The sequence below is a fragment of the Corynebacterium sp. genome (assembly GCF_052107835.1).
GTDB lineage: Bacteria > Actinomycetota > Actinomycetes > Mycobacteriales > Mycobacteriaceae > Corynebacterium.
In genome coordinates this window covers 32,818-58,335 of record NZ_JBQEDF010000007.1, presented here as the reverse complement: position 1 = coordinate 58,335, position 25,518 = coordinate 32,818, and the positions used below count along the sequence as shown (strand labels likewise).

Genomic DNA, 25,518 nt, shown 5'->3' with positions numbered 1-25,518 from the left:
GGTGGCGGACGAGCGTCTGACCGCGGACGACAACCTGTTCCTGGCCATGGAGCAGCTGATGGGGACCCCGGCGGTTCCCCAGGTGATCTGGCGCCTCCCCCTGGGTACGGGCGGCGACAGTGCCGGCAGCGCCGGTGCCGTCCGGTCGGCGCTCGATGCGGTACGAGCCCTCGGGGCCCGGTTGTCCACCGGGCGCCTCTCCCGCCGCGTGCGGCGGGTCCCCGGCCCGGCGCGGGACCGCTGGCGGTTCACCCCCGACGCCGGCCGGACCCGGGTATCCACCGACCCGGTCGCCGCCGGCGGCGAGCGCGACTGGGCGGACTCCTGCCTGCGCGGGTCGATCGACAGCGTGAATGGACCGTCCTGGGCGCTGAGCGCCGCGCCCACCACCGACGGCCACCTGCTGGTCTCACTCGCCTGGTCCCATGTCGTCAGCGACGGGGCGGCGACCATCCGTGCCGTCACCGAGGCCGTCGACGCCACCTGTGAACCGGTGGCCGTCCACGGTGGCCGCACGTCCTTCCGGGACACGGTCCGTGACCAGGTCCGTGATTCGTCCTCCCTGCTCGCCGAGGCGTCCCGCGCACTCGTCCATCTCGCCCGTGGGGCCCGGTCGGGCGGCACGGACAGCGGCACCGCGGACAGCCCACCCCTCCCCGGCACCGACGACCTGGACGACGCCCCCGCCCCGGTACCCACCGTCGCCGTCCAGGTCGACGCGGAGGGCTTCGGCGCCGCGGCAGCACGCGCCGGCGGTACCCCGAACTCCCTGTTCCAGGCGATCACCCTGGGGGTACTGGCAGCCACCGGCCGGGTGGGGGACGGGGACGTCGTCCCGATGTCCTCACCGATCTCGATGCGCGACGACCCCCTCCTTCACAACGACCTCCGGGCCAACGCCACCACCGGCGCCACGGTCCACGCCACGGTCTCCCCGGACCGGTACACCGACCTGGCCCCACTCCGTTCAGCCGCCAAGAAGGCCTACGGCGCCGTCACCTCCCCCGCCCCCGACGCGGCGCCGAACACCACGGCATCGGTCACACAGCTGGCGCAGGCATTGCCCGACGTCCTGGTGAGGCGGGCGGCCTCCGACGCCACCCTGCCGCTGTGCCTGGCGTCCAACATCGGTGACCCGGGACCGCACTTCACCGGCCTCGGTCTCGGCGGGGACCCGGGCCAGGACGACGACGGCGGGACGGCGGGAATCGCGATCCGCATGGTGGTGCCGGCCAGCTCCCCGCGCGTGCTCGCCGAACGCCGGGGCGGTGTGAGCGCCTGGGCGATCCTGTGCGGCCGTTCGCTGTCCCTGTCCTTCGTCTCCCTGGACCCCGTCCGCGTGCGGGACAGCGGGCACCTGCTCGGTCTCGTGACCGCCGAACTCGACCGGTGGGAGCTGGATCACGACCACTGGCTGTGACGGTGTGCGTCCCGGAGCTGTCCGGGGAGCCCGTCCAGGATCCGCTGCACCGCTCTCCCCGCCTCCGGGGTGTCCGGGTACTTCGTCCGGAGACTGATCCCCGAGTGGTCCCGGGAGAACCAGAACTGGACGGTGTCCGTCGGGGACACCGAGGAGAAGTAGGACGCCTCGGGCAGCGGGTCGCCCCGGTGCCGGAAATCCATGTACGAGACCATCGGCACCGCCCCCGGCGGCAGGACCGGCGACAACCGGGTGACCATCGTCTCGAGCGGGAGTCCCGCCACCGTCACCGCGGCCCCCAACCACTCCGCGGCCGTGGCGGCGTCACCCGCCCGGGCCACCACCGGCGCGTTACCCACCATCCAGCCCACGGTGCGGTGCCGTGGGTCCGCCCTGCCGCCCCTGGTGTGCACCGGCATGACGATGTGGAGTTCACCGGTACCGGACATGGGCTCCACGGCACCGGCGAGCGCGGTCAGCAGGACGGCGAACGTGGAGCGGTCCAGCCGGGCGGGGATCCGCCCGGCGTCGACCAGCCGGCGGACGTCGTGGACCGGCTCCACCGCACCACCCGCGGGGACGCCGAGGTCCACCGGGAAGTCCGGGATCCGGTGCCCGGTCAGCGCCAGGAAGCGCCGCCACACCGCCATCGCGCGGTCGTCCCCCTCCCCGGGTGCCGCACGTGGGCCCTCCAGGGTGTCGAGGAATCCGACCGGGCCGGGGACGTCCCCGTGGACCCGGCGCTGCAGCAGGTCCACACTGAGCATGTCCGCGTGGAAGTGGTCGACGGCGAAGAGCAGGGTGTTACCTGAGCGCGCGAAGAACAGCCCGGGCACCCGCCCGGGCCGGCACCTCTCGTCGATCATCCGGCCCAGCTCGTCCGACGACGGGGGCCGGTCCCTGACCGGCCCCGGGCGCACTGCCACCTCCCCCGGCGCGTGCACCTTCTGGCCGTCCCCGACGGGGACGGTGCGCAGGGCGTCCGCCCCGTCGATGAGGGACGCCACCAGGTCCGCCGCGGAGTCCCCCGTGTCCGGTATCCCGGACGGGAGCCGCACCGCGCCACCGATCCAGGTGGACCGGCCGGTGGCACTGTGGGCGTCCAGGTGGTTGCGCTGGTTGAACGTGAGCGGGTGGGCGGGACCCGCGACCGTGGCCGGCCACCCGCACCGGAACTCGGTGAACGGGCCCGACAGGCTGATGTGGTCGAGGTAGGTGACGTCCACCGTCCCTCACCCGTCCACGCTGTCGGCGAGCACCTCACGGACCGTGGCGTAGAACGTCCGCACCGACTCCGTCGCGATCGGGTTGTCCGGGATCTGTGACCCGATGCCGAGGCCGTCGGAGTTCCGGAACACCCACAGGTTGGCGTTGCTCGTCCTCCCGAACCCGGTGAAGAGGCGGATGTCGGTGCCCACGGTGTCCTCGAACCACCCCATGTCCAGGTAGGTGACCATCTGGGGGCTGGCCAGCACGGACGGGTCGACGATCCCGCGTCCGATCAGGTTGCCGAGGGAGGCGTGGACCGGTTCCCGCAGGGTGCTCTTCATCCGCGTCTGCGCCTCCCTGACCTCCGCGAGGACATCGCCGACGGTGTCGCCGTCCACCGGGAAGTACAGCGGGCTGAAGTTGCAGAACCAGCCCTGCGAGTACGTGTACTCCCGGCCCCGGGTGGACGAGACCACCACCGTGGCGTAGTCCGTGGCACCGGTGAGACGCTTGCGTGCCAGCGCCAGACCGGCGTACACGACGCTGCTGAACCCGGTCCCGTGTTCCCGGGCGAGCTCGGTGAGCCTGGTGACCGTGCCGGGGCCGGCCAGTGCGCCCTCGTCGACGACGCACACCACCGGCTGTGGTTCGCCGTCGACGATTCCTGTGGGGAGGGGGAATTCGGGGACCGTGCCACCGGTGGTCCCGAACAGGTCCTGCCAGGCCCTGACCCCGGGCGACCCCTCCCCGACGGTCGCGGCCCGCCCGTACTCATCCCGGACGTACTCCGGGAAACCAGGGTGCCGCTCGTCGGTGAGGCCCGGGACGTCCTCCCCGTTGTAGCGGGCCAGCAGCTCGATGAGCCCCACCATCTGCGAGATGCCGTCCCCCGCCGCATGGTCGAGGGCGAGGAAGAGGTCGAAGGCCTGCCCGTCGTCCCGCGTGACGGTCCCCACGACCATCGCCGGGACGTGGTCGAACACGGCGGTGGCCCCAATCATGTCCAGCACCGGGCCGTCCACGGGCGCGGGCACCAGGTCGACCTCCTCCGCGGGGACGGTGCGCCGGCGGATCGGCCCGTCCGGGACGTCGCCGTCGACGGTGAGCGAGGAGCGCAGCCCTTCGTGGGACGCGACGAAGTCGTTGACCGCACCGGTGAGCCGGGCGGGGTCCGGGGTGCCGGGCACCGTCGTCACCGAGCAGGTGTACGCGCGGTGGGGCAGGTCACGGGCACGCTGGCCCAGGACCGCGCGCACGTGGTCGGACTGCAGGAGGGACGCCGGGGTCGGGTCGTCCGGGGCGTTGTCCCGTGCCGCGGTCATTGCCGCGGTGGGCAGCCAGGCGGTCGCCCTCCCCTGCGGTGTCCAGTCACGTCCGTCGATGATTCTCATTGCACCGTCTCCTCGGTGGTCTCTGCGGGCCCGCCCGCGCTTCTGAAACTCCTGTCCCTGATGAACAGTGCCGACAGCACACCGAGCGCCATCAGTGGCGCCATGCCCAGCAGCACCGGGATCAGCGCGTCGTGGTACGCCGCCACCACATCGGCACGGGTCGCCGCGTCGAACCCGGCGACCTTCCCCGGGGTGATCGAGGAGTACGCGACATCCGGCGCGGTCCGCTGGATCCCCTCCACCAGGCGTGCGGTGAACAGGGAGCCCACCAGGGAGATGCCCATTGTCGAGCCCAGGTTCCGGAACAGCTGGTTCGCCGCCGTCGCCGTCCCCACCACCTTCACGGGGAAGGAGTTCTGGACGACCAGCACCGTCAACTGGGCGTTGATGCCGAAGCCGACCCCGACGAACCCCAGGATCAGCATGAACCACACCAGCGGGGTCTCCGTGTCCACCATGCCGAGCGCCGCGAGACCCCCGGCGGCCACGATGCAGCCGACGGCCACCGTGACCCGGTAGCGCTGCGTCCTGCTGACGAAGAATCCCGCGAGGGTCGAGAAGATGAACATCGTCACCATCAGCGGCAGCAGCACGAGACCCGACACCGAGGCATCGACACCCCGCACGATCTGAATGTAGGTGGGCATGTAGGTGGTGATGCCGAATATCCCGAGGTTCAGCACCAGGTCGACCACGACAACCGCCAGGAAATTCCGGTTGCGCACCAGGTACCCGGGCAGGACGGGATCCCCGGAGCGCTTCTCGACGATGATGAACACCCCCAGCGCCACGACGATCAGCGCCGCGATCGAGAGGATGACCGGGTCCGTCCACGCGTACTGCCGACCGCCCAGAGCTGTGACCAGCACAATGCCACTGACCACGATGGCCACGACCGCCATCCCCGCGACGTCGAGCTGACGGCGCACCGCGGTGCCGCGGACCGCGTCGGCGGGAATCCGGATGAACCGGACCGCCAGGAACCAGGCCACGATGCCGAACGGCACATTGACCCCGAAGCACCAGCGCCACCCCCAGTGCTCGGTGATCAGTCCGCCGAGCACCGGCCCGGCGACCGTCGACAGCACCATCACGGCCCCGACGATGCCCATGTAGCGTCCACGGCGTTCCGGCGGAACCACAGCCGCCAGGATCGCCTGGGCGAGCACGACCAGGCCACCTCCGCCGAGGCCCTGGACGAACCGCACCGCCACCAGCCACCCCATCGACGTACTGAACGAGCCCAGCACGCACGCCACGACGAACGTCCCCAGGGCCACCAGGAACAGGCGTTTCAGGCCGAAGACGTCCCCCAGCTTGCCGTAGACCAGCAGCGTCACCATCGACGCAACCATGTAGGACGTCGACACCCAGAGAATATTGTCGGCGCCGTCGAGTTCGCCGACGATCGTCGGCAGGGCCACGCTCAGCATGTTCTGGTTCACGGAGAACATGAACACCGCGAGGGCGAGCGCGACGAACACCGGCCACAGAGGCACGGTTGCGCCACCGTCGCGGGCTGTACTGGTCGCGTCGTCGCGACCGGAATCAGCAACTGTCATACTCGGGTCCATTCGTGAGGGGTGTCCGCCATGGAGCTGGCGGGATCGGGCGTGGACGTGCGTTGTGCCCATACTGCACCCAACGCTAGCCCGCCGCACGGTTCCGATGCCCCGGTGAACTACCGGAAAACGTCGTGAACTGCACCTTCCCGCAGGAACGTGCGCTACATAACGTGGGGCGTACGCTGGAATGTGCCCGTGAACGTTTCCCATCCGGAGGTGCGTACCGATGAAGAGCATCGGACGAGTCCTGAAAATCTTCATCGGTGCCATGGCGGCCGTGCTCGCCCTGTCGTTCGCACCGAACGCCGCAGCAGCGCCGGAATCCCCGTCCGCGCCGAACCTGCAGGGCGCGCTCGACGGGGTCGATCTCCCTGACCTCCCGGACGCCCCACCATTACCGGACTGGGCCGATGACCTGCTCCCGCAGGACCCGGCACCATCACCTGACCCGGCCCCCGCTGACCCGGACCCCGCACCGGCCCCTGCCCCGTCGCCCGATCCCGCACCGGCGCCCCCGCCGAACCCGGCCCCGGCACCTGAGCCGGCCCCGGCCCCCTGTGCGGTCGAGGCGAAGGCGTGCATCGACCTGGGCGACCAGACCGCCTGGCTGCAGGACGGGGCGGGCAACATCACCCGCGGCCCGGTGCCCATGAGCTCCGGACGCGCCGGCTACGAGACCCCGACCGGGACCACGCAGGTCACCCGCAAGATCGTGGACGAATGGTCCAACACCTGGGACGCGCCGATGCCCTACTCCGTGTACTTCTCGGCTGGCACCGCCTACCCCGGGGACATCGGCATCGCCTTCCATGAGGGTGACCCGGACGTCATGTCCCACGGCTGCATCCACCTGCTGCACGACGATGCCGCAGCCTTCTTCGGCCACCTCCAGCCTGGTGACGTCGTCGACGTCGTGGCGTAGGCCGCCGCGCCGGACCCCACCGCACATCGTGGGTCAGGCGATCAGGTAGACCACGGTGCCCAGGGCGGCGGCGATCGTGCCGACGAGCGTCTTGATCACCGTCCAGGTCTTGAACGTCTCCACGACGCTCATCCCGAGGAGTCGGCCGATCATCCAGAAGCTCGCGTCATTGACGTGCGACAGGACCGAGGAACCGCCGGCCAGGACGATCGTCAACGCAGCGGTCTGCAACGGGCTCAGGCCCGCGGCAGCGACGGAGGCACCGAGCAGCCCGGCCGCCGTGGTGATCGCCACGGTCGCCGTGCCGAGCGAGACGCGGACGATGGCGGCGACGAGGAACACGGCCACGACCAGCGGGAGCCCAGTCTGCTCCAGGGTCCCCGAAAGTGCATCGCCGATTCCGCTGGCGATGAGCACACCACCGAACATGCCGCCGGCACCGGTGATGAGCAGGACCGGGGCAATGGGCTTGAGGGAATTGTCGAGCATGTCCTCGATGACGGCGGGGGTGCTGCCCCGGCGGACACCGATCACCCAGCAGGAGACCAGCACCGTGATCAGGAGGGCGATCGGTGTCGAGCCGATGAGGATCAGTCCGGACGCCCACGTGGCGTCGGCGTTGATGACGTCGAGGTCACCGAGCGTGGTGACCAGGGTGTTCAGGAAGATCAGGAACAGCGGCAGTGCCAGCAGCCCCAGCAGAACACGCACCTTCGGCGGTTCGACGTTCTCGTCCTGCTGGGGGCCGCCCGCAACGAGGTCCGGGATGGGCAGGTCGATGCGCTTGCCGATCCATAGCCCGTAGAGGTAGCCGGAGACGTACCACGTGGGGATGGCGATCAGCAGGCCGACCATGATCACGAGCCCGACGTCCGCGCCGAGCAGCACCGTCGCGGCGACGACACCCGGGTGCGGTGGCAGGAGCACGTGCATCGTCGACAGCGCCGCCGCCGCGGGAAGCACGTAGATCAGCATGTTGCCGCCCAGCCGCCGCGCGGTGGCCAGCAGGATCGGGAGCATCACCATGAATGCCGCATCGAAGAAGATGGGGAAGCCGAACAGCAGGGACGCCACACCCAGGGCGAGTGGGGCGCGCTTCTCACCGAGCCGGTCGATCATCGCCGTCGACAGGGCTGCGGCACCACCGCTGGTCTCGAAGAGCCGGGCGAACATCACGCCGAAGCCCAGGAGCAGACCGACCTCGCCGAGGGTGCTTCCGAATCCGTCGAGCAGGACGTCGAGGACCTCGGACATGGTGATGCCGGTCGCCAGCGCCGTGCCCACGCTGACCACGACCAGCGCGATCACGGGGTGCAGCTTCATCACCATGATGAGCAGCAGCAGGACAACCACGGCACCGGCCGCGATGGAGAGCAGGGCACCCGAACCGTAGTCGTCGGGCTTGGGGACCATGGCGATGGCGAGCAGACCGGCCGCAATGAGGAGGAGCCCCGTCCCGAAGGACGTGGCACCTGCTGCCGGGGAGGGTTTGATGGAGGACTGTTGTGACTCCCCGACCTGTTGCGGGGATGGAGAGGTGGTCATGTGTGACGTCTGTTTCTTCCGGATCGGGAGCGGGATCACCGCTCCAACTGTGATGGACGTCGCAATGCTACGCCTCGTGGGATGCAGCTCTCTGAAGCACCCGGACACGCAGTGGATCGATCCAGTGGAGCCACCGACGCGGTGACCCCCTCCCCGTGCGTGGAGCATGACGCCGGCGTCGCGGAGGACGGGCGTTTCAGCGTCCCCGGTGGAAGGACTCGTTGACCGTCCACAGCACTCCCGCGATGACGATGCCGGGGATGGTCGAGTAGAGCCACCACGGCGCGTCGAGGCCCCCGGTGCCGGCTCCGATGAGCAGCCACACCGTCACCTGGATGAGGGTCATCAGCAGAACGAGCGAGGACACGATGCCCAGCGCGAGGGTCAGACCCCGAGGGGGCACGCCGTCGGGCAGGTCGCGCACGGCGAACCGGAGGTCGCCGCGTCGCTCCGCGTTCGCGATCTGCGACAACCGGAGGGGTTCCTCCGTCCCGGGAATCCTTCCGGCCGCATTCTGCACCGCCTTCGCCGCGGTATCCCGGTCCTGGTCGGTTGCACGTCGTCCGTCCGGCCACACGAGGCCGGTGAGAATGTCGGTCATGTTGGTATCCATGCCTTCGATGCTAGGAATCGGCCGACCCCGTCACGACGGGTCCAGACTGCGTTCCCGGGGTAGGGAAAACCCCACCACCAGAGGCTGCCTGGGCCCCTCGTGTCCCCCGGCCGGCGCTGGAACCGTGGAGGTCACCACCCACCGTTGACAGGAGACCCGCATGACCTCCCCTTCCGCCACCGCACCGACCACCACCGCACTCGACGTACGCGGCCTGACACGGACCTACGGGCACGGCGCCACCGCCGTCGAAGCACTCCGGGGCATCGACCTCGCCTTCCGGCCCGGCACCTTCACCGCCGTGATGGGCCCGTCCGGCTCGGGCAAGACCTCCTTCCTGACCTGCGCGGGCGCGCTGGAGCGTCCCACCCACGGGCAGGTCCTTGTCGCGGGCCGGGACGTCACCGGCCTCAACGAGACCCGCCGCACCCGGCTGCGACGGGAACAGATCGGGTTCGTGTTCCAGGACTTCCACCTGATGCCGTACCTCACCGCCCGCCAGAACATCGCCCTCCCGCTCCGCCTCGCGGGACGGCGCGCCAGGCACTCCGCGGTCGACGGGCTACTCTCCCGGGTCGGGCTGGCCGACCGGGGCGACCACCTGCCGGGTCAGCTGTCCGGCGGACAGCAGCAGCGGGTCGCCATCGCGCGGGCGCTGGTCACCGACCCAGCCGTCATCCTCGCCGACGAGCCGACCGGGGCGCTCGATTCGCGCACCGCACAGAGCATCCTGGGCCTGCTGCGGCGGGCTGTCCGGGAGCTCGGGGCGACGGTGGTGATGGTGACCCACGACCCGGTTGCCGCCTCCTTCGCCGATTCCGCTGTCTTCCTCGTCGACGGCCGCGTGGCGGGCCGGATGAGCCACCCGGACGCCGCGGGAGTGGCTGGACAGATGGCCCACCTCGATGACCTGGAAGGTGACCCGTCATGACCGGCCTCGCCCTGTGCTCTCTACGTCACCGGCCAGCCGGCGCGGCCGCCACCTTCCTCGCCGTCCTGCTCGGCACCGTCCTGGCCGGCTCGTTCGCGACCCTGGTGGAGTCCGCCTTCAGCGCCCACGGCGGGGACCGCACCACACTGATCATCATGGGCGCCGTCGTCGGGGCAGCGGCGCGGTCATCGTCCTCTACTCGGTCGCCAGTACCGTCGGCGTCACCACCACCCAGCGTGCCGGGGAAACCGGCACACTCCGGACCATCGGGGCGACACCACGCCAGATCAGGCGTCTGGTGTGCGGTGAAACCCTCGTCGTCACACTGGTGGCCACCTTCGCCGGCGTCGTCGGCGCGGGTATCGGGGGCCGGCTCCTGTTCAATGCACTCCGCGACGGCGGCGTACTCTCGGCCGACGGTGAGGCCGGGGCCGGGTTCGTGGCCCTTGCGGCGACCGCCGTCGTGGTCCTGGCGACGTCACAGATCGCCGCGTCGATCGCGGCCACCCGCGCCACGCACGGACCGGCGACCCTGGTGGTACGCGGGGCGGACGCCGAACCCCAGCGGATGCACTGGTGGCGTGCCGCCGTCGGCCCGGTACTGGTCATCGGCGGAGTGGGGTCCGGCATCACCACCGTCGCGGTGATGGGCAACACCGGGGACCCCTACGATGCGATGTCGACCGCCGGCTCGGCTTCCATCCTGGTGGGGATCGGCCTCGCCGTCATGGCACCGTGGCTTCTCGCCCGGTTCGCACGTCCCGCCCGCCGGGCGCTCGGACGCTACCCCAGCGGCTACCTGGCGGCCTTCAACTCCACCCGTCGGGCGCACATGCTGTCCGGCGTCCTCGCGCCCGTCATCGTCCTCGTCGCCACCGCCGTCGGAACACTGCTCATGGTCGGTGTCGACCACCGGACGATGACCGACAGCAGCCAGGCCCGGTCGGGGGAGGTCGTCAACATGCTCAACTACATCGTCACCGGGATGATCTCGTTGTTCGCCGCCATCATGGTGGTCAACGCCTTCGCCGCCGTGATCGCGCACCGCCGGAACGAGCTGCAGCAGCTCCGGCTCATCGGGGCAACCGGCCGCCAGGTCCGAACCTCGGTGGTCGTGGAGGCGGTCATCGTCGCCGTCGTCGGCGTCCTGCTCGGCACACTGGCCTCGACCGCCACCATCCTGCCCTTCTCCGCGGTCCGCGGTGAGGGCATCGTCCCGGACGGTGACCTGTGGTTGCCGGCGGCCATCGCCGCCGTGGTGGTCGTCCTCACCACCGCCTCAGCGCGGGTGGCGGCCGGTCGGGTCATGCGCGCGGTGAACGCCTGATGAGTAGATTGAACGGCATGAGCACGTGGTCAGCCCCGATTGGCCGTCTCCGCCGGGAGCCGCTCGCCCTGGCACCTCTCGTCGAGCGGCTCCGGCTCACGCTGGTCTCGGCCGGCTACACCGTGGCGGCGGTCCCCGCCCTCGTTCTGGCCGTGCTGACGGTCGTGATGCTTCCGCTCGGCGTCATCGGCATCGGCGTGGCGCTCTCGTTGCTCGTGGTTCCCGCCACCCGGTTTCTCGCCACCGCGCACCGGAAAGTGAGTGGGTCGCTGCTCGGTGAGGACATCCCCGCGTCCTACGGGGATGCCGGGGACACACTGCTGGCGCGCCCCTTCCGGTGGCTCAAGGACGGGGAACGCTGGCGCGATGCCGGTTTCTGCTGCTTCTCGGCGACCGTCGGATTCATCATGTCGCTGTTGCCGGTCGCTCTGCTCACTGGCCCGCTGGTCTACCTCGTGTTCCTGGTTGTCGACTTCAGCCTGCTGTGGGTCGCTCTCACGGTGCTCGGTGTCGTCCTGCTGACCGTGTGGTGGGTGGCGACTCCGGCGCTGGTCCGGGCACGGGCGTTGGCCGAGCGCGGGATTCTCGGTCGCTCGCGGTTCTCGCACCTGGAGCGGCGGGTCGGCGAGGTCGAGGAATCCCGTTCGGAGTCCCTGGAGCACTCCGCCGCGGAGATCCGGCGGATCGAACGGGACCTCCACGACGGTGCCCAGGCACGCATAGCGGCGGTGGGGATGAACGTCGGACTCGCCGAGAAGCTGATGCGCACGAACCCGGAGGACGCCGCCGCCCTGCTGCGCGAGGCCCGGGAGACCTCCGTCGACGCGTTGGAGGACCTGCGCGGGGTTGTGCGTGGCATCCTCCCACCGGTTCTCGCGGACCGTGGCCTGACGGGTGCCGTCGAGGCACTTGTGGTGGGGCTTCCGCTGCCGACGACGGTGGTCCTGTCCGTCCCCCGGCTTCCCTCGCCGGTGGAGTCCGCCGCCTACTTCGCGATCGCGGAGTGCCTGACCAACACCATCAAGCACGCGGACGCGGACCGGGCGTACATCCGGGGCTCCCACGATGGCGGGCGCCTGCGCGTCACCGTCGGCGATGACGGCCGCGGAGGGGCCGACCCGGCAGGTTCCGGCCTGTCCGGGGTGGCACGGCGGCTGGCGGCCTTCGACGGTAACCTCGAGGTCACCAGCCCGAGCGGCGAAGGGACAACGATCACCATGGAGTTGCCATGCCCGATCGACTGAGAGCCATCCTCGCTGAGGACCAGGCGCTGCTGCGTGTTGGCCTGGCCCGGATCCTGGAGGCCGGCGACATCGAGGTCATCGACGCGGTCGACAACGGACCCGCCCTCACCGACGCCCTGTCCCACAGCGACGCCGACATCGCGGTGGTCGACGTACGCCTTCCCCCGACCTTCACCACCGAAGGTCTCACCGCGGCGATCGAGCAGCGAGACAACCGTCCGGAGTTCCCGGTCCTCGTGCTGAGCCAGTACGTGGAACCCCTGTATGCGCGCGATCTGCTCGCCAGCGGCGAAGGTTCCGTGGGCTACCTGCTCAAGGACCGTGTCGCCGACGTCGATGCCTTCCTCGCCGCCGTGCGTCAGGTGGCCGACGGGGGCACGGTGCTGGACCCCGAGGTCGTGGCGAACCTTGTCTCCCGGCGCGAGCGTCCCCTCGACCGCCTCACTGAGAGGGAACGCGAGGTCCTCACCCTCATGGCGGAGGGCCGTTCCAACGCCGCCATCGCCGCCCGGCTCTTCGTGACCGAGAAGTCCGTCGGCAAACACACCAACAACATCTTCACCAAGCTCGACCTGCCGCCCGCCTCCGACGACAACCGGCGGGTCCTCGCCGTCCTGGCGTGGCTCAGCGATTCCTGACCGTGGGCCTCCCGGGTGTCCCGGGGAAAAGTGGCGGAGACGAGGGGATTTGAACCCCTGGACGATCGCTCGTCGCTGGTTTTCAAGACCAGTGCATTCGGCCGCTCTGCCACGTCTCCAACGTGTGCCTGTGGCACACCGGCACTCAGTGTAGCGCACCCCCGGAACCCACAGAATCCGCCGGTCCCCACTGCCCCGTCCAGCACCGTCGTACCCTTCGGGGACATGGGAACCACCACAGACCGCACCACCGGCAACTCCCCTGACAGCACACCTCCGTCGCGGCGCTGGTGGGCCGTCGCCGGGCTCGTCACCATCGTCGCGTCCTGGGTCCTGCTGATGCTCACCTCCGCACTGGCACTGCCCGCACTGGCCGCTCTCACGATTCTGCTGTTCTCCTGGGGCGTCATCGGCGGCATCGTCAACGGCCTCGGGCTGAACCGCCTGCCGCGTGCGACGTTGGTCCAGATCATCGCAGGTTTTGTCCTGGTCTTCCTGGGGCTGTGGCTGGGAGCCAACGAGGAGCCTTCCGCCATCTTCGGCGGCGGCCTGCTCGTCTACCCCGGCGTGGCACTGGTCCTGAACCCCCTGGTCGTACGACTGGTGCGGCAGTCACTGCAGAACCGGCGCACGGGTAGATAGGGTGGGGAACATGAAGGCCATCATCCAGACCGACCCGAACGACCCCTACTCCCTCAGCTGGCAGGACACCCACGTCCCCGCCCCACACGACGGCGAGGTTCTGGTCCAGGTCGCGGCGGCCGGACTCAACCGGGCCGACACCCTGCAGGCCAAGGGGCACTACCCCCCGCCCAACGGGGTCTCCGAGATCCTCGGACTCGAGGCCACCGGCATCATTGTCGAGCCGAACGGCTGCACGCGGCCGGACGGTACCCCGTACCGCGCCGGTGACGAGGTCGGAGCGCTGCTGTCCGGCGGCGCCTACGCCGAGTACACGATCGTGCCCGCCGGCCAACTGGTGCCGATCCCGGACGGCTTCAGCCTCACCGAGGCGGCCAGCATCATCGAGGTGGCCTGCACCGTCTGGTCGAACCTGATGATGACCGCCCACCTGACCAAGGGGGACACCCTGCTGATCCACGGCGGTGGCGGCGGCGTCGGCATCTTCGCCATCCAGCTCGCCAAGGCGCTCGGCGTACGGGTCGCGGTCACCGCCGGCAGCGCCGAGAAACTGGAGGTGTGCAGCCGTTACGGGGCGGACGTGCTGGTCAACTACCGCGAGGAGGACTTCGTCAGCGTGGTAAAGAGCATCGGCGGGGCGGACGTGATCCTCGACATCATCGGCGCGAAGTACCTGGACGGCAACCTCACCGCGCTCGCGCCGGACGGCCACCTGGTGATCATCGGCATGCAGGGCGGGGTGAAGGGCGAACTGAACATCGGCAAGCTGCTGGCCAAACGCGGGAACATCTCGGCGACGGGACTGCGCTACCGCGACTGGGAGGACAAGGCCCGGATCGTGGCGGAGACCGTAACGAACGTCTGGCCGCTGCTGGAGAACGGCACGATCACCCACCACGTGGACCGGGTGGTGCCCATCGAGGACGCCGCGGATGCGCACCGCGCACTGCTCGCCGGCGACATCACCGGCAAGGCGATCCTCGAGGTGTCGTCCTAGACCATCCCGCCGACGATGCGGACCAGCAGGTCAATGTCGAACTGGGTGTTGTGCGGGGCCAGGGACACGCACACCGCCCCGCCCATCTCCGCGACACCCATCTGGTCGAACAGGGCACTCTGCTCCAGGCCGACGGTCTGGGCCACCACACCGTTGCTCAGCAGCCGCTCCCCGACCGACGCCGCCTCGATGCCCTGCACCAGGAAACTGACCCGGGGGAGCCGGTCGACCTGGCCGGAGCTGGGCCGTCCCCACGTCTCACCGTCGTGGTTGCCCTCGACCTCACCGTCCACTCCGACGACATGCACGCCGTCGAGGTCCCGCAGTCCGTCGACGAGGTAGCTCGCCAACCGTCCGAGGTAGTCCTCCGTGGAGGCCAGGGAGGTCGCCAGTCGTTCGCGGCGGGTGCCCGTGGCGTCCTCGTCCAGTCCGGCAAGGTGGTCGACGACCACCGGGACGCCACCGAGGAGCCCCGGCGCGATGCCGTCCCGCTCCAGGGCGGTGACCCGCCGTGCGGCCAGGGCCTGCGGGTCGGGCGCGGCGTGGCGTCCCCGCCGCAGTTCACTGAGGTGGAGCTCGCCCAGCAGGGACGGCTCACGGAAGACCAGGGCACCGACCTCCGGCCCGCCCAGCGGGGCAATGTCCAGGGCCACGACGTCCGCACCCCAGGCCTCGATGTCGATCAGCCGGTACGGGGCGTAGGCGCCGGCGTCGACGATGAGCCAGCCGCGCGACTTCGCCCGCAGCGTGTCGGCGATCGCGCGCACGTCGGTAACCGTGCCCAGGTGCGAATTAGCCGCGGGGACGGCGACCACGGACGTGTCCATGCTGATCAGGCTGGTGTACTGCCAGGCCGGGAGCGCCCCGCTGGTCAGGTCGGCCTCCGCCCAGCGCACGCTCGCGCCGTACAGGTCGGACGCCAGCGTCCACGGGGCGGTGTTGGCGGGGTCGTCGATCCGGGACAGGACGACCTCGCGTCCCATCCGCAGTTTCGCCGGCACGGCGGTCGCCAGGGTGCTGAGCAGCGTCGCGCGTGACGGCCCCAGCACCACGGACTCGGGGGACGCGCCGACGAGGTCGGCGACGGCCTGACGTGCGGCGGAAACGTAGCCGTCGCCGCGGGGGCGCCCCGACTCACCCTGCAGTGGCGCGGCACGGAACGCGCGGGCAACCGCTGAACTGACCTTCTCGGGCAGCTGTGCACGCTGCCCGGCGTTGAGGTACGTCCACCCTTCCGACGAGGACTCGTAGAGACCTCGTACTCTCGCGATGTCAAACACTCCGGGCGACCCCTTTCCTCTGCTGGACCGTCACCGATGATACATCCCGCGGCGCACAACGGTGATCGGCGCATGCGGTCCTGCGCCCGGCACCCGGCGGGATTACTGTTGCCCACGTGGACGACCCCCGAAAGCACGTACTCCTCCTCCTCTCCGGGAGCCGCGGCGACATCCAGCCCGGCACGTGCCTCGCCCTGGAACTGCAGCGGCGCAACCGGAGGGTCTCCGTGCTCTGCACACCGAACCTGGTCGGGTTCGTGCGCAGGATGGGCATCGATGACGTCCGGCCCGTGGGCATGAACATCTCCGAGATGACGGACCGGGCCCGCGACCTGCTGGCGCACGGCAATCCCCTGCAGATCCTGCGCTTCACGCTGCACTTCTTCAGGCACTCCACCGTGGACCTGGACCGCGACGTGGAGGCGCACCTGTTCGGGGGCGGGGGCCAGGGCAGTGACGGAGCTGCGTCGGCCCCTGACCTGGTCGTGGCGAACCCCCTGTGCCAACGGCAGGGGCTGGACGCCACAGAGAAGCTGGGCACCCCCCTGGTGGTGCTGCGCTACGCACCGGTCTCGGAGAACTCCAGCATCGGCTGGATCAGTCCGCTCACCCGCCATCTGCCGCCGCGGGCCCGCCGCGCCTCGTGGACGGTGCGCGGCTGGTGCGATCTCCTGCTCACCGCCGTCTGGGAGAACCGCTTCCGCCGGGCGATCGGGCTGCGTCCGACCTTCCGCCCCGTCCCCGCGCGAATGGCCGCCCGGAAGGTGCCCCAGCTGCAGTTGTGCGACCCATCGGTCGTTCCGGAAATCGCGGACGAATGGCACGGCACCGAGCGGGTGTTCACCGGCTACCTGGACATCCCCGCCGCGACCAGGGAGGCGATGGGCGAGTCGTCCCCCGCGGACTCCACCCTGGACCGCTGGCTGCGCTCCGGGTCCGCGCCGGTGTTCGTCTCCTTCGGCTCCATGCCGGTCGCGGACCCGGAATCCGTGCGCCGCACGGTCACGGACGCCTGCCGGGCCCGCGGTCTCCGCGTGATCCTCGGCCTGGGTGAGGACACCGGGGCCAGCCCGACCGACCCCGACGTGTACGAGGTCGGCGCGGTGGACCAGTCCGCCCTGCTGCCGCGCTGCGCCGCCGCTGTCCACCACGGTGGTGCCGGGACCACCGCAGCGGGCCTGCGTGCCGGGATCCCGACCATGATCTACTCCTTCGGTATGGAGCAGCCCTTCTGGGGATCCCGGATCCGCGACCTCGGGGTGGGAACCGCCGCCCGCTTCCGCGACTTCTCCGCGGGGAGGTTCACGCAGGATCTGGCGGACGCCCTGTCGCCGGCGACGGTCGCCCGGGCAAGGGCCTTCGCCGCCGGCATGATCACTCCGGAGGAGGCCGTCACCGCCGCCGCGGATACCGTGGAATCCTCGATCCCCTAGGCCACGTTCAGGCGTCGGTTACCAACCGACCCCGTCACGCGGGGTACCGTATGCACGTGTCCGATTCCGAAAACAACCCCAGCGAGACTCCCGCCACGTCCGCCGAGTACGAGCGGTACGTCGCTGCACCGACCGGCGGGAACATCCCGGTCTCGCACTCCCAGACGTTCAGCGCCGCATGGGACGACCTGAAACGCGGCTTCTCGCAGCGCGAGTTGTGGCTCACCCTCGGGTGGCAGGACATCAAGCAGCGCTACCGCCGCTCAGTCCTGGGACCGGTGTGGATCACCATCGCCACCGGTGTGATGGCCACCGCCCTGGGCCTGCTGTACTCCCTGCTGTTCGACATCGAGATCAGGGAGTTCCTGCCGCACGTCGCGGTCGGCCTGATCCTGTGGGGGTTCATCGCCGGCTGCATCAACGAGGGCTCCCAGGTGTTCATCGCCAACGAGGGGCTGATCAAGCAGTTGCCCAGTGCACTCAGCGTGCACGTGTACCGCCTGGTGTGGCGGCAGTTCCTGTTCCTGCTGCACAACCTGGTGATCTGGCTGGTGCTCCTGGTGGTGTTCCAGATCCCGGTGGGCCTCGAGGTGCTGTACGCGCTCCCGGGCCTGGCACTGCTGGTGGCCAACGGTGTGTGGGTGACGATGTTCTTCGGCATCATCGCCACCCGCTTCCGCGACGTGGCCCCGCTGCTGGAGTCGCTGGTGCAGCTGCTGTTCTACATGACCCCGATCGTGTGGATGGACTCGACGCTGAAGGACCGAATCGGCGAGCTCGGCAACAAGGCCTACCTGGCGGAGATCAACCCGCTGTACCACTACATGGCCATCGTCCGCGGGCCGATGATCGACCAGCCGGTGGAGCTGCGCTCGTGGATCATCGTCATCGCGCTCACCGTGCTGGGCACCCTGTTCGCGATGGTGTTCATGCGCAAGTGGCGTTCACGCGTCAGCTACTGGGTTTAGGAGAACAACCATGGTTTCGATCGACACCTACAACGCGTGCGTGGACTTCCCCATCTTCGACGCGAAGTCCCGGTCCCTGAAGAAGGCGTTCCTCGGCGCGGCCGGCGGCGCGATAGGACGCAACGACGACAACACCGTCGTCGTCGAGGCGCTGAAGGACGTCAACCTGCACCTGAAGGAGGGCGACCGGATCGGCCTGGTCGGCCACAACGGTGCCGGGAAGTCCACGCTGCTGCGCGTGCTGTCCGGCATCTACGAGCCGACACGCGGTTCGGCGGTGGTCCAGGGGCGCGTCGCCCCCATCTTCGACCTCGGTGTGGGCATGGACCCGGAGGTCAGTGGCTACGAGAACATCATCATCCGCGGACTGTTCCTGGGTGAGTCCCGGAAGTCCATGGAGAGGAAGCTGGACGAGATCGCGGAGTTCAGTGAGCTCGGCGACTACCTCTCCATGCCGCTGCGCACCTACTCCTCGGGAATGCGCGTGCGCCTGGCCCTGGGTGTGGTGACCTCCATCGAACCGGAGATTCTGCTGTTGGACGAGGGCCTCGGCGCCATCGACGCCGCGTTCATGGAGAAGGCCCGCGTCAAGCTCCAGGCGCTGGTGGAGAAGTCCGGCATCCTGGTGTTCGCCTCGCACTCCAATGAGTTCCTGGCGCAGCTGTGCGACTCGGCCCTGTGGGTGGACCACGGAGCGATCCGCTCGTGCGGCCCGGTCGACGAGATCGTGGGCGAGTACGAGGGTCCCGAGGCCAGGGAGCACGTGCGCCACGTGCTGGGGAACCTCGGGCGGTTGTAGCGCGTTTGGTTCACGCGTGACGCGGTCCACCCCGCGACACCATGCGCAACCGCACGACTGTAACGCCATACATCAACACATCAACGTCACATACACACTTTGCCCATGAGAGTGTCTATGAAGGACGTCCCATGTCGCCAATCACACTGAGACTGCCGCGTAAAGGCTTGCATCCGCCACGCACAATCTCCCCTGATCTGCTATTTTGATGTTAAACATCAAGTGCGAACTGACTTTGCGAGTGAACGAGTCTATACTTTAATGTATGACGTGGACCAGCGCCGACGTAACGAGGACCCTCGACGACATGCGTGCGTTCGGCGATGATTTCACCCTCGTCGAAGTAAAGTCTGCCACCGGGGGACTTCCCGAAAGCCTGCCAGAGACCATCTGCGCGTTCGCGAACATGCCTCAAGGCGGAACAATAATCCTTGGCGCTGACCAACGCCAGAACTTCAGCATTACTGGTGTCGATTCCCCGAGCGACATGATCCAAGGCCTGACTAGCCAGGCGCGCACCGCGGTCGATCCCGCGCCCTACATCAGCGCGTACCCCCTTGGCATCAACGGCAGAACCGTCGTCGTCGCCGAGGTCGTGGCTCTCCTTCCTGGCCAAAAACCCGCTCGCTACCAGCACAAAGCGTATCTTCGCCAGTCTGACGGCGACTACGTGATGAACACAAACGACTTACAGATGATTGAGGTCAATCGGCTTCAGGAGATCGAACGCACCCAGTACGATGCCGTACCTGTACCCGGGACCGGAACTGCAGATCTGGATGGTGACTTGCTCGCCGTGTACCTGGAATCCGCGAGAAGAAGCAGCCGTAGGCTGCGCGCACTGGATGACGAAAGCCTTCTTCGGATGACAGCGGTGACTACGGCGGACGGCACTCTCACCACTGCCGGCCTGTATGCCCTCGGTTACCTCCCGCAGGGGAAACTCCCCTCTCTGGCGGCTACTGCTGCAGTCCGCCTGCCTCGTAACAGTAGTGGTGTCCGAACCCAGAATCGTCAGGATTTCGATGGCCCCCTCCCCTCACTACTAGAGCAGATCCAAGAGTGGATCCGGGAGAACACAGGAACAGCGGATGCCTACCGCCCAGACGGGAACATGGAGAAGCGACCTGAGTTCCCCGGCCGCGCCATCCGCGAAATTGTTGCAAACGCCCTGGTGCACCGCGACCTGGGGCCCAACACTATTGATCGGGGACTGCGGGTCCAGATTCGCGTCGAGCCCGAGAAGCTCGTGATCATCAGTCCTGGTGGCCTCCACAACCTCTCAGAATCTGAACTGAGCTCGGGACAGTTCCGACCCCAAGCCGTGAACCAACGGCTTTACGAGATCTCCAAACACCTCAGCACCAGTGACGGAGCCAGTGTTATCGAGGGAGAGGGCGGAGGCATCCGGGAGGCTCTCGCAGAAACAAGGGACGCTGACCTTCACCGACCAATGTTCATCGATCGTGGAGTGAACTTCACTGTGATCCTACGTCGAGGTTCAGTTTTCTCTCGGGATAGTAGTCGGCGCCTTGCAGGCCTGGCCCCAGGAATCCAGCTCTCCCATATTCAGAAGTCACTCCTTCTTTCCCTCGATGACGGCGAACCATGGAGCATCTCCCGGATGCTCACAGATTTCTCCCCTCTTACCAGATCAGAGGCCGAGGAACAGCTGAGTCTCCTACAACGACTGAGTCTCATCACCGTCTCCCCGGAGGGTGTCACACTGGCAGGGTGCCCCCCTACGCACAGCGAGGTCCGTGCCGGACCCGGCACCCTCAGTGTGGACCAGGACGCTTCCAACCGCCCCAATTCCATCAGCCCAGACAGTGAACTCGACCTTGAACTGCGAAAAGTAACCAAGAATGCATCCGTGGTCTTCAGAGCCATACCTCCGGAAGAATCAACGGACGTACATAGTTTGGCGGAGAGGACCGAGCTTCCTCTTACGGCGATTCGCTACGCACTGTCGAAACTCATCACCTCTGGTTACGTTATCCGTACGGGTGGTCAAGGAGATCGCACGACAACCTACCGGCGCGCCTGGTAGCGGGCTCCTGTAGCTCCACGCAACGGCGGGCCCTAACCCACGATGAGCCGACACCGGCCTGACCGGTAAGCAGCGACTTCCCGCTGCTCAGTCATTTCGACCCCCACACCACCCTGGTATGTTGGCTTGTACTTGTGCGTAGCTGTACACAAAGTGTGCCGAAGCGACCGCCCGATAGCCACCGCAATGCCGAACATCCACTCAGGAGCCCCCATGACCAACCCCTTCGACAACCCAAACCCCAACGAACCCGGGGGATTCCAGAACGGACCACAGGGCAACAACCCCGACAATCAGCCCGGACGCTGGTCACAGGGACAGCCCGGCTTCCAGCAGCCAGGCAACCAGAATCCCGGATACCAACAGGGCTTCCAGCCCGCTTACCCGCCCCAGAACTACCAGAACCAGGTTCCCCAGCCGTACCAGCAGCCCGGTTACCCACAGGGCGTCTACGCGGGTCAGACGAAGTCCAAGGTTGCCGCTGCGCTCCTCGCCTTCTTCCTCGGCGGGTTGGGGGCCCACAACTTCTACCTCGGTCAGACCGGCAGGGCCTTCGGCCACATCACGCTGCTGGTGCTTTCCTTCATCCCTTTCCTGGGGCTTGTTTTCGGCTTCATCAACTTCGTCTGGTGGATCGTCGAGTTCATCATGATCCTCACCGGTTCCGGCAATTACGCCCGCGACACCCGCGGTGTCCCGGTCACATAGTGCACCGGTCCTAGTAGTCGACCTTGGCGCGGCACTCCCACGCCCGGTCCTCTTTCCCCATGGTCTCGAACATCTCGGCGGCCTGGCGCCAGTAGTCCCTGGCACCACTGTGCGCGCGGGCCACGGTGAACAAGTTCGCGAGCGCCACCTTGGCTTCGGCCATCGCCTCCTGCTCATCAACGTCACGGATCCGATCCGGCGGCATCGACCGCTCCAGATCCAGCAGCAGCTGAGTGGCCGTCCGCGGATCCTTAGCCAGGAAGTGCGCATAGGACAACCGGATCGTTGACCAGATCATTCCGCTGGTCAGGTCATACTGCTTCGCAAGTTCCAGGGCACGGGCGTAAACGTCGTACATCTCCGACATCCGCTGAATCTTCTCCAGGCACGCCCCCACTTCCAGACGGGTCTCGATCTCCCTGTCGCGGTCGTTGTTCTCCCGATAAAGCTCCACAAGGCCCTTGGCCTTCTCGTAGCGCCCCAGATCAGTGACACCGGTGGCATTCTGATCCAGGTACACGCCGTACCTGGCGATCAGAATCCGGTCATCAATGGGCACGTCCGGCGACGGATCACCGTTCAACGCCCGGACGAAGGACTTGTAGAACCCGGTCCGGTCCTGGATGCCGGCAATGCTGTCGGACTGCTCCTCGAACACCAGCTGACGAAGCCGGTGAATCGCCACCGCCCGCGAGATCACGACCGGGCGAAGATATGGCGAACCCAACCCCTGATCCGAGGTGATCACACCCAACAGTTCCTTCAACCGCACCTCCATCTCCACCAGACCCACGGGATCCAGCACCTGGTCGAGCTCCCTGGTGCAATCCGCGAGGGCGTCCCTCCACAGCGGATCGGCGGATTCAGAGTAACTGTCCCTGGCCAGTGCGGTCAGCGTCCGTTCCCATGGCGAAGTGCCGTCCTGAACCTCGTCCCGCGCCTCCTCCGGCACGTCGATCGTGGGGCGGTAGGACGTGCCGACGTCCCCGGCGGAACGAATCAGTGACAGCATGTCCACCGCCCCGGCATCCTCACCCAACCGCTGCTCGGCAGCCACCGCACCGACCGCGATCTGTTCGGCGTCGACGGTACGGCCTCTCAGCAACTCACTTTCCGCCAGGAGTACCCGCGACCGGAGGAAAGCAGATGTGTCACCGGTCATCAGCCCGATCGCCCCCACCAGCGAGGCGGACAAGGCCAACACCCGGACATCCTGGCAGGTGGACGCTGCCTTCGCACGCCCTTCGGCGACCTCACTGATCGCCCGCAGCCGGCTATCGGAACTCTCCAGCTCCACCAGACGCAATGACACCGTGTCCAGGGATTCCGTAATCTCCAGGACCTCGGCAGCGATCTTCGGCTGATCAAGCACGTCCAACAGGTCCGTGAGCGCATTCCTCTTTGACACAATGGTCTGCAGAATGGGGAGGTCATCGAGCGAATCAACGGGCATAACTAGTCCTCACTAGTCCTCACTGGTCATCGTGGCTATTGCCGCCAGTATATCGGTCCGAAAACGCTGCCGACCTACGTCCGCCCTACCGCACGTACTCCAACTGCCCGACGTCGATGTAGTCCGCGGCGAAGCCGGCCTCGCAGTAGCACAGGTAGAAGTGCCACAGCCGCTGGAAGTCCGGGCCGAACCCCAGTTCCTCCACACGTCCGGAGGAGACCGCCTCCAGGAAGGCGTCGTCCCACCGGTGCAGCGTCTCGGCGTAGTCCCGCCCGAAGGATGTCCGCATCCCCCGCGACAGCCCGGCACGCTCGGCCGAGCCGTCCAGCGCCGTCACCGAGGGGATCACTCCGCCGGGGAAGATGTAGGACGTGATCCACGTCGCGTCGTTCTTCGTGGCCATCACCTGGTCATGGTCCATCGTGATCGCCTGGATCACCGCCCGGCCACCGGGGGCGAGCCGGTCATGCACCGTGGCCATGTACTCGTCCCAGTACTCCGCGCCGACCGCCTCGATCATCTCGATCGACACCACCGCGTCAAAGGACCCGGTGACCTCCCGGTAGTCCAGGACGTCGATGCTCACCGAGTCCGCGAAACCGGCGTCGGCGACGCGTGCGCGCGCCAGGTCCGCCTGCTCCACCGACAGCGTCACCGACTGCACCTCCGCCCCGCGACGTGCGGCATGCAGGGCCAGCTCGCCCCAGCCCGTACCGATCTCCAGCACCCGCGTCCCCGCGCCAACCCGTGCACGGTCGAGGACACGCTCGATCTTGGCGTCCTGCGCCTGAGCCAACGTACGGGCCTCGCCGTCGAACAGTGCCGAGGAGTAGTTCAGCCCCGGATCCAGGAACGTCCCGAAGAAGTCGTTGGACAAGTCGTAATGAGCGCTGATGTTGCGTTTCGCACCCTCCACGGTGTTCTTCTGGGAGAAGGGGCGCGCCGCACTGTAGAGCCCGCGGAACTTCTGCAGCCAGCCGGGGACCAGGGTGGTGATCCGGCGGCACAGTTTGGTGAGCGTCCCCGCCAGGTCCTCGGCCTCCCAGTCCCCGGCCACGTAGGATTCGCCGAAACCGATCAGCCCGTCGACACCCAGACGGGTGTAGAACGCGTCCGGACGGCGCAGGACGACATCCGCGTCGGCACGCTCCGACTCCTCCGCGACGGTGATCCCCGCCTTGCGTGCCGCGCCGGACACGACGGCCTTCGCCACGGTCGCCGCCGTCCGCGCGTACCTCCCCAACGGCACCGGCGGGTACAGGATGGGCTGCTCGGTTGTGGTTGTCGACGGGCTGGTCACGATATCTCCTTGCGTCTGTCTCTCTCCTTGGGGCCCCTCGGGTTTCCCCCGGACGGTCATGTCCCCAAGGGTAGTAACACTCGGCCGCCCGTGCTGTGGGGCTGCCTTGGGCGGTGCCGCGGGCCCGCCGTGGCACAATGAGTTCCATGCCTGAACACGCCGTACTCACCCGCAGTGGCACCACCGCCGCGGTCATCGTCACCCACAAGCGCGTTGACCTGCTGCGTCACTCCCTCGGCGTGGTCTGCAACCAGAACCACCCGGTCGACAAGGTCATCGTCGTCGACAACGGCTGCGAGGACGAGGTCCGTTTCCTGCTCGAGGACCTCGCCGGGGACCGCGCGGTGTATGTGCCGTCGAGGACGAACCTCGGTGGAGCGGGCGGCTTCGCCCTCGGTTTCCTCACCGCCCTGTCCCTGGGGATGGATGCGGTGTGGTGCGCCGACGATGACGGCCGTCCGGCCGACGGGAACGTCCTGTCCACCCTCTACGGGGTCGCGGAGAAGCACGGCCTGGCGGAGGTCTCGCCGGCGGTGTGCAACATGAACGAGCCGGAGCGCCTGGCGTTCCCGCTGCGCCAGGGCGTGGTGTGGCGACGCTACATGAGTGAACTGAAGGGGGATTTCCTCCCCGGGATCGCCAGCCTGTTCAACGGCGCACTGCTCAGTGCCGGTGCGATGGAGGTCATCGGCGTGCCGGACTACCGCCTGTTCATCCGTGGCGACGAGGTCGAGTACCACCGGCGCCTGGTGCGCTCGGGGCTGCCGTTCGGGACGTGTCTGACGGCGTCCTACCTGCATCCGGACGGCGCGGACGAGTTCAAACCGATCCTCGGCGGGAAGATGCACACGCAGTACCCGGACAACTCCACGAAGCGCTACTTCACCTACCGCAACCGCGGCTTCCTGATGAACCAGCCGGGCATGCGGCGGCTGCTGCCGCAGGAGTACGCCCGCTTCGGGTGGTTCTTCCTGGTGCAGAAGCGGGACATCAAGGGCTTCCGGGAGTGGCTGTCACTGCAGTCGAAGGGGCGCGCGGAGAAGTTCTACCGGCCGTAGGCTGGTTCCCATGGCCCAGTACGGC

Annotated in this window: 22 protein-coding genes and 1 tRNA gene; 14 read left to right on the top strand and 9 right to left on the bottom strand. The window is 68.1% G+C overall.

What is annotated here, in order from left to right; all coding sequences use genetic code 11:
- Position 1: 1 nt before the first annotated feature.
- The gene (locus ACTIL2_RS03155; RefSeq protein ID WP_442336000.1) at positions 2 to 1,420 is read left to right on the top strand and encodes a hypothetical protein; all 1,419 of its coding nucleotides are present in this window, start codon (positions 2 to 4) and stop codon (positions 1,418 to 1,420) included.
- On the opposite strand, the gene ACTIL2_RS03150 is transcribed toward ACTIL2_RS03155, so the two are convergent.
- The 3 genes from ACTIL2_RS03150 to ACTIL2_RS03140 are packed head-to-tail and all read right to left on the bottom strand — an operon-like array spanning position 1,402 to position 5,582.
- Positions 1,402 to 2,646: a hypothetical protein gene (locus tag ACTIL2_RS03150; RefSeq protein ID WP_442335999.1), complete on the bottom strand. Its 1,245-nt coding sequence runs from the start codon at positions 2,644 to 2,646 to the stop codon at positions 1,402 to 1,404. The two genes, ACTIL2_RS03155 and ACTIL2_RS03150, sit on opposite strands and share 19 nt — an antisense overlap.
- 6 nt (positions 2,647 to 2,652) lie before the next feature.
- On the bottom strand, positions 2,653 to 4,020 hold the full coding sequence (locus tag ACTIL2_RS03145; protein ID WP_442335998.1) for a condensation domain-containing protein: 1,368 nt from the start codon (positions 4,018 to 4,020) through the stop codon (positions 2,653 to 2,655).
- On the bottom strand, positions 4,017 to 5,582 hold the full coding sequence (locus ACTIL2_RS03140) for a DHA2 family efflux MFS transporter permease subunit (RefSeq protein ID WP_442335997.1): 1,566 nt from the start codon (positions 5,580 to 5,582) through the stop codon (positions 4,017 to 4,019). Before ACTIL2_RS03140 ends, ACTIL2_RS03145 begins: the two co-directional genes overlap by 4 nt.
- A 229-nt stretch (positions 5,583 to 5,811) precedes the next feature.
- Between ACTIL2_RS03140 and ACTIL2_RS03135 the strand changes: the two genes are divergently transcribed.
- The gene (locus ACTIL2_RS03135) at positions 5,812 to 6,507 is read left to right on the top strand and encodes a L,D-transpeptidase (RefSeq protein WP_442335996.1); all 696 of its coding nucleotides are present in this window, start codon (positions 5,812 to 5,814) and stop codon (positions 6,505 to 6,507) included.
- A gap of 33 nt (positions 6,508 to 6,540) precedes the next feature.
- Here the strand turns inward: ACTIL2_RS03135 and ACTIL2_RS03130 are convergent, their stop codons facing one another.
- Positions 6,541 to 8,052 (bottom strand): GntP family permease, encoded by a 1,512-nt coding sequence (locus ACTIL2_RS03130; RefSeq protein WP_442335995.1) that lies wholly within the window; start codon positions 8,050 to 8,052, stop codon positions 6,541 to 6,543.
- A gap of 196 nt (positions 8,053 to 8,248) precedes the next feature.
- The gene (locus ACTIL2_RS03125) at positions 8,249 to 8,665 is read right to left on the bottom strand and encodes a DUF1707 SHOCT-like domain-containing protein (RefSeq protein WP_442335994.1); all 417 of its coding nucleotides are present in this window, start codon (positions 8,663 to 8,665) and stop codon (positions 8,249 to 8,251) included.
- 160 nt (positions 8,666 to 8,825) lie between these two features.
- On the opposite strand from ACTIL2_RS03125, the gene ACTIL2_RS03120 reads away from it, so the two are divergent.
- The 4 genes from ACTIL2_RS03120 to ACTIL2_RS03105 all read left to right on the top strand — a co-directional run bounded on the left by ACTIL2_RS03120 (position 8,826) and on the right by ACTIL2_RS03105 (position 12,805).
- On the top strand, positions 8,826 to 9,596 hold the full coding sequence (locus tag ACTIL2_RS03120; RefSeq protein ID WP_442335993.1) for an ABC transporter ATP-binding protein: 771 nt from the start codon (positions 8,826 to 8,828) through the stop codon (positions 9,594 to 9,596).
- 187 nt (positions 9,597 to 9,783) lie between these two features.
- A complete protein-coding gene (locus tag ACTIL2_RS03115; protein WP_442336023.1) occupies positions 9,784 to 10,923 on the top strand; it encodes an FtsX-like permease family protein in 1,140 nt (379 codons plus the stop codon).
- A 17-nt stretch (positions 10,924 to 10,940) separates the two neighbouring features.
- Complete coding sequence (locus ACTIL2_RS03110; RefSeq protein ID WP_442335992.1) at positions 10,941 to 12,167, top strand: sensor domain-containing protein; 1,227 nt, start codon at positions 10,941 to 10,943, stop codon at positions 12,165 to 12,167.
- Positions 12,152 to 12,805, top strand: coding sequence for a LuxR C-terminal-related transcriptional regulator (locus ACTIL2_RS03105; protein ID WP_442335991.1), 654 nt, complete (start codon positions 12,152 to 12,154; stop codon positions 12,803 to 12,805). Before ACTIL2_RS03110 ends, ACTIL2_RS03105 begins: the two co-directional genes overlap by 16 nt.
- A 31-nt stretch (positions 12,806 to 12,836) precedes the next feature.
- On the opposite strand, the gene ACTIL2_RS03100 is transcribed toward ACTIL2_RS03105, so the two are convergent.
- Positions 12,837 to 12,924: transfer RNA gene (locus ACTIL2_RS03100), tRNA-Ser, on the bottom strand.
- 106 nt (positions 12,925 to 13,030) lie between these two features.
- Between ACTIL2_RS03100 and ACTIL2_RS03095 the strand changes: the two genes are divergently transcribed.
- Both ACTIL2_RS03095 and ACTIL2_RS03090 read left to right on the top strand, forming a co-directional pair.
- On the top strand, positions 13,031 to 13,447 hold the full coding sequence (locus ACTIL2_RS03095; RefSeq protein ID WP_442335990.1) for a hypothetical protein: 417 nt from the start codon (positions 13,031 to 13,033) through the stop codon (positions 13,445 to 13,447).
- A 10-nt stretch (positions 13,448 to 13,457) separates the two neighbouring features.
- Positions 13,458 to 14,444 (top strand): NAD(P)H-quinone oxidoreductase, encoded by a 987-nt coding sequence (locus ACTIL2_RS03090; RefSeq protein WP_442335989.1) that lies wholly within the window; start codon positions 13,458 to 13,460, stop codon positions 14,442 to 14,444.
- Here the strand turns inward: ACTIL2_RS03090 and ACTIL2_RS03085 are convergent.
- Complete coding sequence (locus ACTIL2_RS03085) at positions 14,441 to 15,724, bottom strand: aminotransferase class V-fold PLP-dependent enzyme (protein WP_442335988.1); 1,284 nt, start codon at positions 15,722 to 15,724, stop codon at positions 14,441 to 14,443. The two genes, ACTIL2_RS03090 and ACTIL2_RS03085, sit on opposite strands and share 4 nt — an antisense overlap.
- A 116-nt stretch (positions 15,725 to 15,840) precedes the next feature.
- Between ACTIL2_RS03085 and ACTIL2_RS03080 the strand changes: the two genes are divergently transcribed.
- The 5 genes from ACTIL2_RS03080 (at position 15,841) to ACTIL2_RS03060 (ending at position 21,682) form a co-directional block, all read left to right on the top strand.
- Positions 15,841 to 17,157, top strand: a complete 1,317-nt coding sequence (locus tag ACTIL2_RS03080; RefSeq protein ID WP_442335987.1) for a glycosyltransferase — start codon at positions 15,841 to 15,843, stop codon at positions 17,155 to 17,157.
- Positions 17,158 to 17,207: 50 nt separating this feature from the next.
- The gene (gene wzm, locus ACTIL2_RS03075) at positions 17,208 to 18,125 is read left to right on the top strand and encodes a galactan export ABC transporter permease subunit Wzm/RfbD (protein ID WP_442335986.1); all 918 of its coding nucleotides are present in this window, start codon (positions 17,208 to 17,210) and stop codon (positions 18,123 to 18,125) included.
- A gap of 10 nt (positions 18,126 to 18,135) precedes the next feature.
- Positions 18,136 to 18,924: a galactan export ABC transporter ATP-binding subunit Wzt/RfbE gene (gene wzt, locus ACTIL2_RS03070; RefSeq protein ID WP_442335985.1), complete on the top strand. Its 789-nt coding sequence runs from the start codon at positions 18,136 to 18,138 to the stop codon at positions 18,922 to 18,924.
- Between the two features lie 265 nt (positions 18,925 to 19,189).
- Entirely contained in the window at positions 19,190 to 20,974 is a 1,785-nt protein-coding gene (locus ACTIL2_RS03065) for an ATP-binding protein (protein ID WP_442335984.1), read from the top strand.
- Between the two features lie 213 nt (positions 20,975 to 21,187).
- Positions 21,188 to 21,682, top strand: a complete 495-nt coding sequence (locus tag ACTIL2_RS03060; RefSeq protein WP_442335983.1) for an NINE protein — start codon at positions 21,188 to 21,190, stop codon at positions 21,680 to 21,682.
- A gap of 10 nt (positions 21,683 to 21,692) precedes the next feature.
- On the opposite strand, the gene ACTIL2_RS03055 is transcribed toward ACTIL2_RS03060, so the two are convergent.
- Both ACTIL2_RS03055 and ACTIL2_RS03050 read right to left on the bottom strand, forming a co-directional pair.
- Positions 21,693 to 23,135 (bottom strand): hypothetical protein, encoded by a 1,443-nt coding sequence (locus tag ACTIL2_RS03055; protein WP_442335982.1) that lies wholly within the window; start codon positions 23,133 to 23,135, stop codon positions 21,693 to 21,695.
- An 85-nt stretch (positions 23,136 to 23,220) separates the two neighbouring features.
- The gene (locus tag ACTIL2_RS03050) at positions 23,221 to 24,435 is read right to left on the bottom strand and encodes a class I SAM-dependent methyltransferase (protein WP_442335981.1); all 1,215 of its coding nucleotides are present in this window, start codon (positions 24,433 to 24,435) and stop codon (positions 23,221 to 23,223) included.
- A gap of 146 nt (positions 24,436 to 24,581) precedes the next feature.
- On the opposite strand from ACTIL2_RS03050, the gene glfT1 reads away from it, so the two are divergent.
- The gene (glfT1, locus tag ACTIL2_RS03045; RefSeq protein ID WP_442335980.1) at positions 24,582 to 25,493 is read left to right on the top strand and encodes a galactofuranosyltransferase GlfT1; all 912 of its coding nucleotides are present in this window, start codon (positions 24,582 to 24,584) and stop codon (positions 25,491 to 25,493) included.
- Positions 25,494 to 25,518 lie beyond the last annotated feature (25 nt).

Excerpts from the sequence above, each read along its gene's own strand:
- ACTIL2_RS03145 (WP_442335998.1), bottom strand. The coding sequence starts at position 4,020 with ATGAGAATCATCGACGGACGTGACTGGACACCGCAGGGGAGGGCGACC.
- ACTIL2_RS03140 (WP_442335997.1), bottom strand. The coding sequence starts at position 5,582 with ATGACAGTTGCTGATTCCGGTCGCGACGACGCGACCAGTACAGCCCGC.
- ACTIL2_RS03135 (WP_442335996.1), top strand. The coding sequence starts at position 5,812 with ATGAAGAGCATCGGACGAGTCCTGAAAATCTTCATCGGTGCCATGGCG.
- ACTIL2_RS03130 (WP_442335995.1), bottom strand. The coding sequence starts at position 8,052 with ATGACCACCTCTCCATCCCCGCAACAGGTCGGGGAGTCACAACAGTCC.
- ACTIL2_RS03125 (WP_442335994.1), bottom strand. The coding sequence starts at position 8,665 with ATGGATACCAACATGACCGACATTCTCACCGGCCTCGTGTGGCCGGAC.
- ACTIL2_RS03120 (WP_442335993.1), top strand. The coding sequence starts at position 8,826 with ATGACCTCCCCTTCCGCCACCGCACCGACCACCACCGCACTCGACGTA.
- ACTIL2_RS03110 (WP_442335992.1), top strand. The coding sequence starts at position 10,941 with ATGAGCACGTGGTCAGCCCCGATTGGCCGTCTCCGCCGGGAGCCGCTC.
- ACTIL2_RS03105 (WP_442335991.1), top strand. The coding sequence starts at position 12,152 with ATGCCCGATCGACTGAGAGCCATCCTCGCTGAGGACCAGGCGCTGCTG.
- ACTIL2_RS03095 (WP_442335990.1), top strand. The coding sequence starts at position 13,031 with ATGGGAACCACCACAGACCGCACCACCGGCAACTCCCCTGACAGCACA.
- ACTIL2_RS03090 (WP_442335989.1), top strand. The coding sequence starts at position 13,458 with ATGAAGGCCATCATCCAGACCGACCCGAACGACCCCTACTCCCTCAGC.
- wzm (WP_442335986.1), top strand. The coding sequence starts at position 17,208 with ATGCACGTGTCCGATTCCGAAAACAACCCCAGCGAGACTCCCGCCACG.
- wzt (WP_442335985.1), top strand. The coding sequence starts at position 18,136 with ATGGTTTCGATCGACACCTACAACGCGTGCGTGGACTTCCCCATCTTC.
- ACTIL2_RS03065 (WP_442335984.1), top strand. The coding sequence starts at position 19,190 with ATGACGTGGACCAGCGCCGACGTAACGAGGACCCTCGACGACATGCGT.
- ACTIL2_RS03060 (WP_442335983.1), top strand. The coding sequence starts at position 21,188 with ATGACCAACCCCTTCGACAACCCAAACCCCAACGAACCCGGGGGATTC.
- ACTIL2_RS03055 (WP_442335982.1), bottom strand. The coding sequence starts at position 23,135 with ATGCCCGTTGATTCGCTCGATGACCTCCCCATTCTGCAGACCATTGTG.
- glfT1 (WP_442335980.1), top strand. The coding sequence starts at position 24,582 with ATGCCTGAACACGCCGTACTCACCCGCAGTGGCACCACCGCCGCGGTC.